At 74.3% G+C, this 13,284-nt stretch carries 11 protein-coding genes; 2 read left to right on the forward strand and 9 right to left on the reverse strand.

Features of this window, described 5'->3' with window-relative positions; all coding sequences use genetic code 11:
- Positions 1 to 25: 25 nt before the first annotated feature.
- The 5 genes from ACZ6Q9_RS13400 to lpdA all read right to left on the reverse strand — a co-directional run bounded on the left by ACZ6Q9_RS13400 (position 26) and on the right by lpdA (position 5,612).
- Positions 26 to 442 (reverse strand): type II toxin-antitoxin system VapC family toxin, encoded by a 417-nt coding sequence (locus ACZ6Q9_RS13400; protein ID WP_393262973.1) that lies wholly within the window; start codon positions 440 to 442, stop codon positions 26 to 28.
- Entirely contained in the window at positions 432 to 701 is a 270-nt protein-coding gene (locus tag ACZ6Q9_RS13405) for a type II toxin-antitoxin system Phd/YefM family antitoxin (RefSeq protein ID WP_357451152.1), read from the reverse strand. The genes ACZ6Q9_RS13400 and ACZ6Q9_RS13405 overlap by 11 nt, the downstream gene beginning before the upstream one ends.
- 59 nt (positions 702 to 760) lie before the next feature.
- Complete coding sequence (locus ACZ6Q9_RS13410; RefSeq protein ID WP_393262970.1) at positions 761 to 2,092, reverse strand: low temperature requirement protein A; 1,332 nt, start codon at positions 2,090 to 2,092, stop codon at positions 761 to 763.
- Positions 2,093 to 2,324: 232 nt separating this feature from the next.
- The gene (sucB, locus tag ACZ6Q9_RS13415) at positions 2,325 to 4,115 is read right to left on the reverse strand and encodes a 2-oxoglutarate dehydrogenase, E2 component, dihydrolipoamide succinyltransferase (protein WP_393454497.1); all 1,791 of its coding nucleotides are present in this window, start codon (positions 4,113 to 4,115) and stop codon (positions 2,325 to 2,327) included.
- Between the two features lie 66 nt (positions 4,116 to 4,181).
- Positions 4,182 to 5,612, reverse strand: a complete 1,431-nt coding sequence (gene lpdA, locus ACZ6Q9_RS13420; protein ID WP_393262966.1) for a dihydrolipoyl dehydrogenase — start codon at positions 5,610 to 5,612, stop codon at positions 4,182 to 4,184.
- Positions 5,613 to 5,752: 140 nt separating this feature from the next.
- Here lpdA and ACZ6Q9_RS13425 point away from each other — a divergent pair, with 140 nt between their 5' ends.
- Positions 5,753 to 6,082, forward strand: coding sequence for a hypothetical protein (locus tag ACZ6Q9_RS13425; protein WP_357702497.1), 330 nt, complete (start codon positions 5,753 to 5,755; stop codon positions 6,080 to 6,082).
- A gap of 78 nt (positions 6,083 to 6,160) precedes the next feature.
- Here ACZ6Q9_RS13425 and ACZ6Q9_RS13430 read toward each other — a convergent pair whose 3' ends face one another.
- On the reverse strand, positions 6,161 to 7,732 hold the full coding sequence (locus tag ACZ6Q9_RS13430) for a leucyl aminopeptidase (RefSeq protein WP_350707897.1): 1,572 nt from the start codon (positions 7,730 to 7,732) through the stop codon (positions 6,161 to 6,163).
- A gap of 161 nt (positions 7,733 to 7,893) precedes the next feature.
- Between ACZ6Q9_RS13430 and gcvT the strand changes: the two genes are divergently transcribed.
- Positions 7,894 to 9,036, forward strand: a complete 1,143-nt coding sequence (gcvT, locus tag ACZ6Q9_RS13435; RefSeq protein ID WP_393454500.1) for a glycine cleavage system aminomethyltransferase GcvT — start codon at positions 7,894 to 7,896, stop codon at positions 9,034 to 9,036.
- 111 nt (positions 9,037 to 9,147) lie between these two features.
- Here gcvT and ACZ6Q9_RS13440 read toward each other — a convergent pair whose 3' ends face one another.
- The 3 genes from ACZ6Q9_RS13440 to ACZ6Q9_RS13450 all read right to left on the reverse strand — a co-directional run bounded on the left by ACZ6Q9_RS13440 (position 9,148) and on the right by ACZ6Q9_RS13450 (position 13,201).
- Entirely contained in the window at positions 9,148 to 10,443 is a 1,296-nt protein-coding gene (locus ACZ6Q9_RS13440; protein WP_393262956.1) for a DUF2314 domain-containing protein, read from the reverse strand.
- Between the two features lie 66 nt (positions 10,444 to 10,509).
- Positions 10,510 to 11,283, reverse strand: coding sequence for an adenosylcobinamide-GDP ribazoletransferase (gene cobS / locus ACZ6Q9_RS13445; RefSeq protein WP_393262955.1), 774 nt, complete (start codon positions 11,281 to 11,283; stop codon positions 10,510 to 10,512).
- Positions 11,273 to 13,201: a bifunctional adenosylcobinamide kinase/adenosylcobinamide-phosphate guanylyltransferase gene (locus ACZ6Q9_RS13450; protein ID WP_393454503.1), complete on the reverse strand. Its 1,929-nt coding sequence runs from the start codon at positions 13,199 to 13,201 to the stop codon at positions 11,273 to 11,275. The genes cobS and ACZ6Q9_RS13450 overlap by 11 nt, the downstream gene beginning before the upstream one ends.
- Positions 13,202 to 13,284 lie beyond the last annotated feature (83 nt).

Below are 13,284 nucleotides of genomic sequence, written 5' to 3' on the forward strand. Positions count from 1 at the left end.
GCGAGGGCGGGTGCGACGAAACCGTTCAGGGACGCCGGACGGGCATGATCCTGACCAGCTCCTCCAGCCCCAGGAAGTCGCTCGGGTTGGTGGTGTAGAGCGACAGGCCGTTCGCGTACGCGATGGAAGCGATCATCAGGTCCGCCAGCCGACGGCGGGTGGTGCGCCCGGTGGCCAGCACCGCACTGGTGATCATGCCGAAGGCCCGCGCCGCCTCGGCGTCGAAGGGTAGCGGCTCGAACATGGCCTCGGCGTGTTGCAGAACGCTGGTCCGTCGGGCCCGCTCGGCGCGGTCGTCGGTGTGGTGCGGGCCTGCGGACAGTTCCGCGAGTGTCACCGCACTGATGACCATCTCGTCCGGCAGTTCCTCGGGACCCAGGGCGCTGAGGTGGATCACGATGTTCGTGTCGATCAGGCCACGAACCGGCGGCTCACCACTCACGGCTGAACGGGTCCTGCTCCACCGACGAGTCGATGTCTGCGCGGAATGCCTCGGCGTCGAGCACAGGGGCCGTGGCGAAGGCGGCGAGCACCTCGGCCCGCGGCACGAAGGTGCGCCGGCGCAGCGGGATGAGCTTTCCGATCGGCGTGCCGTTCCGTGTGATGACGAAGGATTCGCCACGCTCGACGTTACGCATGATCGCGCCCGATTCGTTGCGCAGCTCCCGTTGCGTGATCTCCCGATGAGCGTGCTCTGCCACGGAGCAATTCTAGGTCGGCGTGCTACGAAGTGCTACGACCGACGGGATTCCTTGCGGTGTCAGGTCGACGGCTCCTCGGGGGTGGGCTCGCGCCAGCGGGCCCGCCAGGCGGCCTCGTACGCCTCGTGGCTGGTCTTCTCCTCGAAGACCCGCTCGCGCAGCGCGCGGCGTTCCTTCGCCTTGACCACCACCTCCACCCCCACCAGCCCGACGCAGATGGCGGTGAGCAGGGCGAGGGTGGCCAGCCCCGGCAGCACCAGGCCCACCGGGATGGCGGCGGCGAGCAGCAGCACCGCGCCGACCCTGGTCCAGTAGACGGTGTGCAGGGTGCGCGCCTGGAACAGCATGTTCGAGGAGAGGTAGCAGATCACCCCGCCGAACAGCAGCGGGACGCCCGGCCCGTGCGTCGGCTCGGCGTACGGCACCTCGGGGTCGGCGATGTCGCGCACGACCTCCTCCGCGCCGAGGGCGAACAGGATGATCCCGGCGATCATCGGCAGGTGGAGATAGGCGTACGCGTCCCGGGCCATCGCCACCCGGGTCCGGCCCTCGGCCGTGTGCAGGGCGATCCGGGCGGCCGGGCCGACCACGTCGTAGTGCGCCCACCACAGCGCGGCGGTGAAGAATATGCCGAGCACCGCCGCCGCCACCGCGGGCCAGGTCGGGGGCTGACCGAGCAGGTTGCTGCCGACGCCGACCGAGATGACCGACTCGCCCAGCGCGATGATCAGGATGAGGTCGTACCGTTCGGTCCAGTGCTCGGCGGAGGTCACCGTCCAGCCCCAGGCGCCGGCCACCAGGCCCATGCCGTACTGGAGCAGGACGACGCTGATCCAGAGCCCGTCCCGCACCAGTACGGCCCGGCCCGGGTCGTCGATCTGCGGCGGGATCAGCGCGGCGGCCGTGAGCAGCAGGGTGCTGACCGTCAGCTCGGGGGAGTACTTCGCCAGCAGCCGGCGCTCGCCGGGCTTCTCCCGCGCGATGTGCCAGTACAGCAACAGGTGTACGCCGCGGATCACCACGTAGCTCAACGCGACCACCATCGGCCCGGCGGCCACGTCCTCCGTGTCGCCGAACGCCTGCGGCAGGGACAGCGCGAAGCAGAACAGCGCGGCCATGCCGACGACCATCAGCACCGGCACGAAGCCCTCGCCCAGCCGGACCCGGGTGGCCACCACGCAGTGCACCACCCAGCACCACCAGAGCACGGCGAGCACCAGCAGGGCGTGCAGCAGCTGACGGCCGGAGATGTTGGCGGCGGTCGCCCGGGTGATGATGAAGAACGAGTAGACGAAGACCAGGTCGAAGAAGACCTCGAACCGGTCGACCCGGGCGCCGGGGGCGATCGAGACGGCAGGCCCCAACCGCTCGTGCCACCGGAAGCCACCCACCAACCCACTCTCGCAGCGCCCCGGCCGCGCCGCGCCGGATTCGGGCCACGGCCGGCCCCGGCGTCGGCAGGGCGGGCGACGCATCGGCAGGGCGGCTCCCGTACCGGCAGGGCCGGGGCGCGTCGGGCGTGGGCGGGGCTGGCGGGGCGGCGGCGTGCAGGTCCGAGCCACGTCGGGAACGACGAGGGCGCCCCGGTCCGTGACCGGGGCGCCCGCTGTGCGTCGTGCGGGACTACAGACCCAGCTCGGCCTCGAAGTTGCCGGCCTCCAGCCGCTCCTTGACCGCGACCAGGAAGCGGGCGGCGTCCGCGCCGTCGATCAGTCGGTGGTCGTACGACAGGGCCAGGTAGACCATCGACCGGACGGCGACCACCTCGCCCAGCTCCGGGTCGTTGACCACGACCGGGCGCTTGACCACGGCACCCGTGCCGAGCATCGCCGACTGCGGCGACGGCACGATCGGGGTGTCGAACAGCGCGCCCCGGCTGCCGGTGTTGGTCAGCGTGAAGGTCGCGCCCGCGATCTCGTCCGGGCTGATCTTGTTGGTGCGGGTGCGCTCGGCCAGGTCGGCGATCCGCTTGGCGATGCCACCCAGGTTCAGGTCGCCGGCGCCGTGGATGACCGGGACCATCAGGCCGCGCTCCGTGTCCACCGCGATGCCGAGGTGCTCGGCGTCGGGGTAGGTGATCGTGCCCGCCTCCAGGTCCATGCTGGCGTTGACGATCGGGTAGGTCTGCAACGCCTCCACGGCCGCCAGGGCGAAGAACGGCAGGAACGACAGCTTCACGCCGTGCCGCTGCTGGAACGCGTCCTTGGCGCGGGCCCGCAGCTTGGCGATCCTGGTGACGTCCACCTCGACCACGGTGGTGAGCTGCGCCATCTCGTGCAGCGACTGCTGCATCCGCTTGGCAATGGTGGCGCGGATCCGGGGCAGCTTCTCGGTGGTGCCGCGCTTCGCGCTCGGCTGCGGCCTGGCGGCCGGCTTGGCCGGGGCCGCCGCGGCGGCGGGCTGCTGCGCCGGGGCCGGCGCGGCCTTGGCCGCCTTGGCCTTCTCCGCCGCGTCCAGCACGTCCTGCTTGCGGATGCGACCGCCGACGCCGGTGCCGTTGACCGAGGCCAGGTCGACGCCGTGCTCGCTGGCGAGCTTGCGCACCAGCGGGGTCACGTAGCCGGCCGCCTCCTCGCCGCCCTGGACGGGCGCCGCCGGGCGCTGCGGGGCCGGGGCCGCCGGCATCGCCTTCTGCTCGGCCTGCGCCGGCCGCGCCGAGATCTCGGCCTCCGCCGCCGGCTCGTTGTACGACAGGCCCGGGGTCGGCTCCTCGACCTTGGGCTCCGGCTTGGCCTCGGCCTTCGGCTCGGGCTTCGGCTCGGCCTTGGGCGCCGGCTTCGGCTCGGGCTTGGCCGGGGCCGGGGCCGCGCCGGCGGCACCGATCACGGCCAGGTCCGCGCCGACCGCGGCGGTCTCGTCCTCGGCGACCTTGATCTCCAGGACGGTGCCGGCGACCGGCGACGGGATCTCGGTGTCGACCTTGTCGGTGGAGACCTCCAGCAGCGGCTCGTCCACCTCGACGGTCTCGCCGACCTGCTTGAGCCAGCGGGTGACCGTACCCTCGGTGACGCTCTCGCCGAGGGCCGGCATCTTGACCGGGGTGCCCTCGCCCGACGGTGCCGGGGCGGCCTGCGCCCGCGGCTCCTCGACGGCCGGCTGCTCCGCCTCGGCCTGCGGCTCCGCGGCGGCCTCGGCGGCCTCCTCGGCCGGCTCCTCCTGCTGCGGGGCGGCCTCGCCCTCACCGGCGATCACGGCCAGCTCGCTGCCGACCTCGGCGGTCTCGTCCTCGCCGACCACGATCCGGCTCAGCACGCCCGCCGCCGGGGACGGGATCTCGGTGTCGACCTTGTCGGTCGACACCTCGAGCAGGGGCTCGTCGACCTCGACGGTGTCGCCCTCCTGCTTGAGCCAGCGCGTGACGGTGCCCTCGGTGACGCTCTCGCCGAGCCGGGGCATGGTGACCGATACCGGCATCTTCTAAGACTCCTTCATTCCCCTGGTGGGATCATCGCCCGTCGCCGGACGCCGCGGTTGTCGTGGTCAGGCGTGTGCGTGCAGCGGCTTGCCGGCGAGCGCCAGGTGCGCCTCGCCCAGGGCCTCGTTCTGCGTCGGGTGGGCGTGCACGAGCTGCGCCACCTCGGCCGGGTACGCCTCCCAGTTGTAGATGAGCTGCGCCTCGCCGACCATCTCACCGACCCGGGCGCCGACCATGTGCACGCCGACGACGGGGCCGTCCTCCACCCGGACGAGCTTGACGAAGCCGGCCGTCTTGAGGATCTGGCTCTTGCCGTTGCCGCCCAGGTTGTAGTTGTAGCTCTTCACTTTGTCGGCGCCGTACTGCTCCTTGGCCTTCGCCTCGGTCAGGCCGACCGACGCCAGCTCCGGGTCGGAGTAGGTGACCCGCGGGATGCCGGCCTCGTCGATCACGGCCGGGTTCTGGCCGGCGATCTCCTCGGCGACGAAGATGCCCTGCTGGAAGCCGCGGTGGGCGAGCTGGAGGCCGGGCACGATGTCGCCGACCGCGTAGACGTTCGGCACGCTCGTGCGCAGCCGCTCGTCGGTCAGCACGTAGCCGCGGTCCATCTTGACGCCCTGCTCCTCGTAGCCGAGGCCGGCCGTGTTCGGGCCACGGCCGACGGCGACCAGCAGCAGCTCCGCCTCGACGGTCTCGCCGCCGGCGATGGTCACCCTGACGCCGCTGTCGGTCTTCTCGACCTTCTCGAACGGCTTGCCGACCTTGAAGTTGATCTTCCGCTTGCGGAAGGCCCGCTCCAGCGCCTTCGACGACTCCTCGTCCTCGGCGGCGACCAGCCGGGGGAGCGCCTCGATGATCGTGACGTCGACCCCGAAGGACTTCCAGACGCTGGCGAACTCGACGCCGATCACGCCGCCGCCGAGCACGATCGCGGAGGACGGCACCCGGTCCAGGACCAGCGCGTGGTCGCTCGTGATGACCCGCTCGCCGTCGACCTCCAGGCCCGGCAGGCTCTTCGCGTACGAGCCGGAGGCCAGCACGACGTTGCGGCCGGTGTAGCGCTTGCCGTCGACCTCGACGACGTTGCTGCCGACCAGCTTGCCGTGACCCTCGACGATGGTGATCGCCTTGTTGCCCTTGAGCATGCCCTGCAGGCCCTTGTACAGGCGGGAGACCACGCCGTCCTTGTACGAGTTGACCGCGGCCATGTCGATCCCGACCAGCTCGGCCTTCACGCCGAACTGCTCCGACTCGCGGGTCTGGTCGGCGATCTCGGCGGCGTGCAGCAGCGCCTTGGTCGGGATGCAGCCGTTGTGCAGGCAGGTCCCGCCGAGCTTGCCCTTCTCGACCAGCGCGACCGTCAGGCCCAGCTGGACGGCGCGCAGGGCGGTCGCGTAGCCGCCGCTGCCACCTCCGAGGATGACGATGTCGAAGGTTGCGTCATTCGGCTCGCTCACGTCCAACTCCCAGGTCGCGTCACTGCTTCGGGGGGTCACGGCGGGGGGCCACGGACACACCCCACCTCGGTCATCTTGTCACCACCGGGCACAGGCCGCGTAGTGAGGTGCCCAACGACACGTCCGAGACACGTACGCTGGGCACTGCCTTCGATGACGGAGCTTGGGGGAGACGGCCGGTGGGACTGTTCCGACGACGCAAGAAGGCCCGCGCCGTGAGCCTGGACCGCGCCGCCGACCGCGCCGATCTGGACCATCTGGAGAACTTCGTCCGGAGCCGGCGCGGGGTCGAGGCGTACATCGAGCCCCGCACGACCGTGACCGAGACCACCGTCATGCTGATCGCCGACGACGGCGAGTGGACCCGCCGCCGCATCGACGGCCCGGACGGCGCCCGCCGCTTCGCGTACCGGATGGGCATCCCCGTTTACGACGTCCGGCTGATGGGCTACCCGCAGCGGATGCGGGACTACAACGAGCGCCGCAAGCGCCGCCCCGAGCTGTTCTGACCCGGCGGCCCCGCCACCACGTGTAAGGAAGGGCCCCTTGTTAACGCATTGCGTTAACAAGGGGCCCTTCCTTACACGTCAGCCGTTGGCGGCGACGTCCTCGACGAGCTGGACGAGCGTGCGGACCGGGACGCCGGTGCCGCCCTTGGTCCAGTAGCCGGTCGGCTCGCCCGAGTGGTAGCCCGGCCCGGCGATGTCGATGTGCGCCCAGGCCACGTCCTCGGTGACGAACTCGCGCAGGAACACCCCGCCCTGGAGCATGTGACCGGCCCGGTCCATGCCGGCGTTGACCTGCGAGATGTCGGCCACGTCGGAGTCCATGCCCTTGCGCACGTCGTCCGGCAGCGGCATCGGCCAGGCCGGCTCGCCGACGGCGTCGCCGGCGACCCTGACCCGCTCGCACAGCTCCGGGCTGCCCATCACGCCGGCGATCTTCTTGCCCAGCGCGATGACCTGCCCGCCGGTCAGGGTGGAGGTCTCGAAGAGGTAGTCGCAGCCGTCCTCGCAGGCCCGCGCCATGGCGTCGGCCAGGATCATCCGGCCCTCGGCGTCGGTGTTGAGCACCTCGACCTTCTTGCCGTTGTACATGCTGATCACGTCACCCGGCCGGTACGACCGCCCGGACGGCATGTTCTCCGCCATCGGCAGGTACGCGGTCACCGCCACCGACGGCTTGAGCGCGGCGATCGCCAGCATGGTGGCGCCCACCGCGGCGGCGCCCGCCATGTCGGACTTCATCTCCCACATGCCCTGCGCCGGCTTGATCGAGATGCCGCCGGTGTCGAAGGTGATGCCCTTGCCGACCAGCGCGACCCGCTTGCCGTTGCCGCCGCCGGCCGGGGTGTAGCTCAGCTTCACCAGGCGCGGCGGGGCCTCCGAGCCCTGCCCGACGGCGATGATGCCGCCGTAGCCGCCGGCCGCCAGCGCGGCCTCGTCGAGGACCTCGACCTCGAGGCCGGCCTCGCGGGCGGCGTCCGCCACCGAGTCGGCGAAGGACGGCGGGCGGAGCTCGTTGGGGGCGGTGTTGACCCAGTCCCGGCTGCGCCGGACCGCGCCGCCGACCGCCTGGGCCCGGGCGATCTCGGCCTGGGCGCCGGCGTCACCGGCGTCCGGGACGGCCACCAGCACCTCGGCCACCGGCTCCCGCCGGGCCGGCTGCGGCCGGGTCTTGTAGCCGGCGAACCGGTACCCGCCGAGCAGCGCCCCCTCCGCCACGGCGCGCAGCGCGGCCGGCGCGTCGGCGTCGTCCGGCAGCGGCAGGGCCAGCGCCACCCGCGGCGCGCCGGCGAGCGCCCGGACGGCCGCGCCGGCCGCCCGGCGCAGGGTCTCCGGGGCCGGGGCGGCGCCGGTGGGCTCCGGGCCGAGCCCGACGGCCGCGACCACCGGGGCCGTCACGGTGCCCAGCGTGGCCAGCTTGATCACCTCGCCGGGGCCGCCGGTCGCGCCCAACAGGGCCAGCGTCTCGGTCAGCTTGCCGTCGAAGGCGGCGGCGATGCTCTCCGCGCCGCTGGCCAGCAGCAGGGTCCCGGCGGGGCCGCTGGTGGCGTCCTGCTCTCCGGTCTGGCTGTGCACGCCGATCACGATCGCGTCGACGGCGAGCTCGGCGGGGTCGGTGTCGACCAGGCTCAGGGTGGTGCTGGGCGATGTCACTGAAGCTACTCCGGGCGGGCCGGGCCGGTCGCGTCGTGGCGTACCGGCGATGAAGGTCTCCGGCGGAACGTACCCGTCGGAGGTCGGGGCTGTCCCGCCGACGGCTCCGGCGGGTCCCGCCGATGCTAACCAGCCGTTCAGGCCCCGGTAAGTTCCCACCCATGACCGACGTGACCTCCGACGCCGCCGCGACCCGGCTGCGCCGTTCCCCCCTGCACGAGCGGCACACCGCTGCGGGCGCGAAGTTCGCCCCGTTCGGCGGCTGGGAGATGCCGCTGGAGTACGCCGGAGGCGGCGTGCTCAAGGAGCACACCGCGGTGCGGACCGGAGTCGGCGTCTTCGACGTCTCCCACCTCGGCAAGGCGCGGGTGACCGGGCCGGGCGCGGCGGAGTTCGTCAACGCCTGCCTGAGCAACGACCTCCGCCGCATCGGGCCGGGCCAGGCGCAGTACACGCTGTGCTGCGACGACGCCACCGGCGGCGTGGTGGACGACATCATCGCCTACCTGCACGCCGACGACCACGTCTTCCTCATCCCGAACGCGGCGAACACCGCCGAGGTGGTGCGCCGGCTCCGCGCCGCCGTGCCCGCGTCGGTCACGGTCACCGACGAGCACGAGGCGTACGCCGTCCTCGCCGTGCAGGGGCCGCGCTCGGCGGAGCTGCTCGGCGCGCTGGGTCTGCCGACCGACCACGGCTACATGAGCTTCTCCACCGCGACCCTGGACGTGGCGTCCGGGCCGGTCGAGCTGACCGTGTGCCGCACCGGCTACACCGGCGAGCTGGGCTTCGAGCTGGTGGTGCCGGCGGAGCACGCCGTCGCGGTCTGGGACGCGCTCTTCGCCGCCGGGGAGCCCTTCGAGCTGCGCGCCTGCGGGCTGGCCGCCCGGGACACCCTGCGCACCGAGATGGGGTACCCGCTGCACGGGCAGGACCTGTCGCTGGAGATCACCCCGGTGCAGGCCCGCTCCGGCTGGGCGGTCGGCTGGGACAAGGCGGCCTTCTGGGGTCGCGACGCGCTGCTCGCCGAGAAGGCCGCCGGCCCGAGGCGTACGCTGCGCGGCCTGGCGGCCGTCGACCGGGCGATCCCGCGCCCCGGCATGGCGGTGTTCGTCGGCGACGGGCAGGTCGGCGCGGTCACCAGCGGCACGTTCTCCCCGACAAAGAAGCAGGGCATCGCCCTGGCGCTGCTGGACACCGCCGCAAACCTCGCCGACGGCGACCTGGTCGAGGTCGACATCCGCGGCCGCCGCGCCCAGATGCGCGTCACCCGCCCCCCGTTCGTCACCCCTTCGGTGAAGTGACCACGACCCGTTGATCATGAAGTTGTAGCCGTCCGGATCGGCGTGTCCCGGCAATAACTTCATGATCAACGGGGTTGGCTGGGAACGGGGGTGGCTGGGTGGCTGGCGTGGTCAGACCGGGGGCGGGGGGCGTTCGCCGGCGTCCAGGACGGCCTGGGTCCAGCCGCCCTCGATGACGCCGGTGCCGTCGAGCACCGCCCAGTCGACCACGTCCGCCGCCTCCACCACGACAGGGGAGCCGATGCGCACGGTGGGGTCGGTGTTGGCGTCGCTGGCGCTCGCGCCGACGATCCGTTCCGGCGCTTCCCACGACGTGACCCCGGCCCAGACGTACTCCGGGCCGTCGTCGCCCGGCAGCCCGTACTTCACCACGAGCTGCGTCTCCGGCGGGAGCCGGCCGGCGAGGAACCGGGCCCGGATGTCGCCCAGCCCGGCGCGCGCGGTGGCGATCGCCCTGCTCATCGCGTCGCCCGGGCGGGCGTAGCGCACGTCCGGCTGGATGCCGGCGAAGAGGGTCGCGCAGGCGGCGGCGAAGTAGCGGCCGTCCGGCCCCGGGTGCCCGGCCGGCGGACGCAGGCTGAGGAACGAGTCGGCGTCCGGATCGGTGGCCGGGTCCAGCTCCAGCCGCAGCAGCACCGGCGCCGTCGCCCCGTGCTGCTCCGGATTGCCGTACGCCACCGCGATGTCGTGCCCCGTCACGGTGGCCAGCACCGGCAGCTGCACGAACGCGGGCACCTCCTCGCCGGAGAGCCCGTCGGTCCAGTCCCGCAGCAGCCGCCGTGCCGCGCCGGTCATCACCGCGCCCCACGCCCGGGTCAGGTGGTCCGGCACGCCCTGGGTCTGCAACTCCAGCAGCCCGAAGCGACGCAGCCCCTTCGTGGTGAACCAGAGGCCCTCGGCGTCCGAGGAGTAGGGCACCAGCACCCAGTCGACCAGCCGGATGCGCCCCTGCTCGTCGGGGAGCGAGCGCAACGCCGTCGCCGGGTCGAGGAACTGCAGGCCGAAGACGTCCACCACGTCGCCGTCAACGGTCTCGGCGACGGCCGCGGCCACCGCCCGCGCCGCCCACTCGTGGGCCGGCGGCCAGCCGGGCCGGTACTCGGCCTGCACCACCACCAGGTGGCTCGCGGCGGCCAGCCGGGCCAGCTGCGCCTCCGTGGCGCCGAACGCGGTGAGCAGGTCCGGCGGCAGCGCGGGGAACTCGCCGATCGGGCGGGTGTCCACGGTCATCAGCGGGCTGTCCAGCATCTGCCGGGCCAGCCCGTGCACCGGCTCGGCCAGCCGGCCGCTGAGCCGCTGCACGGCCGTCTTCGTGCTCACCTTCGGCAGCCCCGTCATGGGCACCAGATAGGTCGCGCTCAGCGACTCCGGGACCGGTACGGGCAGGAAGTCGTCCGTGATGAGCATGTCGTCCCCCGGATGGCCGCGCCGGTGCTGTCGTGGGAGAACGCTACCCGCCGCGGCGTGCCCCGTTCAGCCGGACAGCACCAGTCCCAGGTAGACCAGCGTGGTGACCACCTCCACGGTCGCGCCGAGCACGTCGCCCGTGACGCCGCCGAGTCGGCGTACCACGTGCCGCAGCAGCCCCACCGCGACGGCGAGGGCGGCGGCGACGGCGAGCGGCCCCTGCCACGGGCGGCCCGGCACGGCCGCGAGGGCCGGCAGCGCGACGGCGACCGTCCCGCCTACCAGCGCGACGGGCCCGACGGTGCCGGCGACCAGCGCGCCGAGCCCCTCCGGGCGGGCCGCCGGCACCCCGCGCCGGCAGGCCACCGCCACCCCGAGCCGGCCCGCGGCGGTCGCCGCCACCACCGCCGCGAGCGCCGCCGGCCACGACCGGCCGGCCAGCTCCGCGAGGGCCGCCGTCTGCACCAGGAGTACGACCACCAGCGCGACCACCCCGAACGGGCCCACGTCCGGCTTCTTCATGATCTCCAGCGCGGCCGCCCCCCGCCGGTACGACCCCAGGGCGTCCACGGTGTCGGCCAGCCCGTCCAGGTGCAGTCCGCGGGTGAGCAGCGCGCCGGCGCCGACGGTCACGGCCGCCGCGACCAGCGGGGGCGCGAGCGCGCCCGGGAGCAGCAGGATCGCGGCCAGGACGGCGCCGAGCAGCGCGCCGACCGCCGGGGCGAGCGCCATTGCCGTCCCCGCCGCCGGCCGGTCGATGCGCCCGGCGCGCACCGGCAGGGTGGTGAAGGTGGTCAGCGCCAGCCGCGCCCCGTCGGCGAGCCGCGACTCAGCCGGCACGCCGGCCGGACGGGTCCACCGGCTCCGTCTCCGGTTCCGTGCTGGTCGGCCCGGGGCCAGCCGGCTCCGGCTCGCGGAAGTCGGGCTCGTCGGTGTCGACACCGGGCTCCCGCTCGCCGTCGTCGTCGCCGTCCTCCCCGCCGCCGCCGGGCGACGGGCGGGCCGGCAGCGCCGCGGCCAGCGCCAGCACCGATCGCAGCAGCGGCAGCGCGGCCAGCGCGTTGGCGCCCTCGCCGAGGTCGAGGTGCACGTCGAGCAGCGGGGTCAGGCCCAGCACGTCGGCGGCGAGCCGGACGGCGGGATCCCCGCGGTGGTCGGCCAGCAGGCACCAGTGCCGGGCCTGCCCGGCCAGGTCACGGCTGACCATGGCGGCGGCCACGCCGACCGGCCCGTCGAGCATGACCGGCAGCCGGCGGGCGGTCGCGCCGAGCAGGACGCCGGTGGCCACGGCGACGTCCCCGCCGCCCAGTTCGGCCAGCACGTCCTTGGCGCCGCGCGGCGAGCGCCGGGTCCGGTGCAGCGCGTCCCGCACGGCGGCGCACCGCCGCATCCAGGCCGCGTCGTCGATCTCGCCGGAGGCGATGACCACGCGGCCGAGCACCGCGGGCGTCTCGGCGCCGGCCGTCGCGGCCAGCACCGCCGCCGCGGCGGCCTCGGTGCCGGCACCGCACGCCCCCAGCACCAGCAGGTGTACGCCCGCGTCGGCGGCCTCCTCGGCGAGCCGCCAGCCGTCCCGCAGGGCCGCCTCGACCTGCTCGCCGGTCAGCGCCGGCTCGTCCTCCATCGGTGCCGAGACAGGGGTCTCCACGACCTGGACGTCGGCACCGCTCTCGGCGGCCAACCGGGCCAGCACCCCCCTGCCGGCGCGGGCCTGCCGGGCCCGGCGCGCCGACTCGCCGTCCACGCTGCCGGCGGCGGCGCCGCCGAGGTGGTCGCCGTGCAGCAGCAGCACCCGTACCGAGCCCCACGGGGCCGGCGTGGCGGTGCCCTGGGTGGCGGCGGCGAACCCGACCACCCGCTCCAGGGCGCCCAGCCCCGCCCCGGGCACGTCCAGCGTGGCGAGCCGCTCGATCGCCTGCGGGCCGGCGTACTCGTCGGGCATGGGCAGTTCCATCCCGGGCTGGATGACCAGGCCGGTGGCGACCACCGGCAACGCCATGGTCGGTGCGGCCCAGGCGGCGCCGTCGGGCTCGGCCGACGCGGGGGCGGGCCCGCCCGCGGCGCGTTCCGCGGCGCCCACCGGCCCGCCGGCCGCGCCGGTGGCGGTCGTGGCGGCGGCCGGCTCAGTCGTCGCGCCGGTGGCGGCCGGCACACCCGTCGCGGTGAGCGGGGCCGGGCCGGCCTGGGCCGGCACGACGCCCGGCTGCGGGGCGCCGGGCTTCAGCCAGGCCGCCTGCCCCGCGACCACCAGCACGACCGCGTCGCAGGCGTCGGCGACCGCCCGGTTGGCCGCGCCGAGCGCGTCGGTGAACGCCCGGCCGAGCGGGGTGGTCGGCACCAGCGAGAGCCCGACCTCGGGGCTGACCAGCACCAGCCGGGCCGCGCAGCCGCGCACCGCCGCCGCCAGTTCGGCGACGGTGGCGGTGTCGTCGGCCGGTTGGTGGGCCGGATCGAGCAGCACCGTCACCCAGCCGCCGAGGTCGTCGACGAGCAGCGTCTCGTTCGGGCCGGCGGAGGCGATCACGTCCGCCAGGCGGCGCGGGTCGTCCGCGGTCTCCTCGGTGGTCCAGCTCTCCGGTCGACGGGCGCGGTGCGCCGCCAGCCGGGCCGCCCACTCCGCGTCGTCGGCGGGCGCGTCGGCGGCGGTGGCCACGTAGCGGACCGTCGGCGCCTCGGCGACCAGGGACTCGGCGAACTCCGACTTCCCGGACCGGATGCCGCCGAGCACCAGGACCGTGTTCCACCCGTCAACCGACATGCCCGTACTTTAGAGCCAGCCCCCGGGGCGTGGCCCCCGGAGGTACGAGGAGCCGGCGGTCCCAGCGGGCGGGCGGCCAGCGG

The sequence above is a fragment of the Micromonospora sp. NPDC049139 genome, from assembly GCF_055586845.1.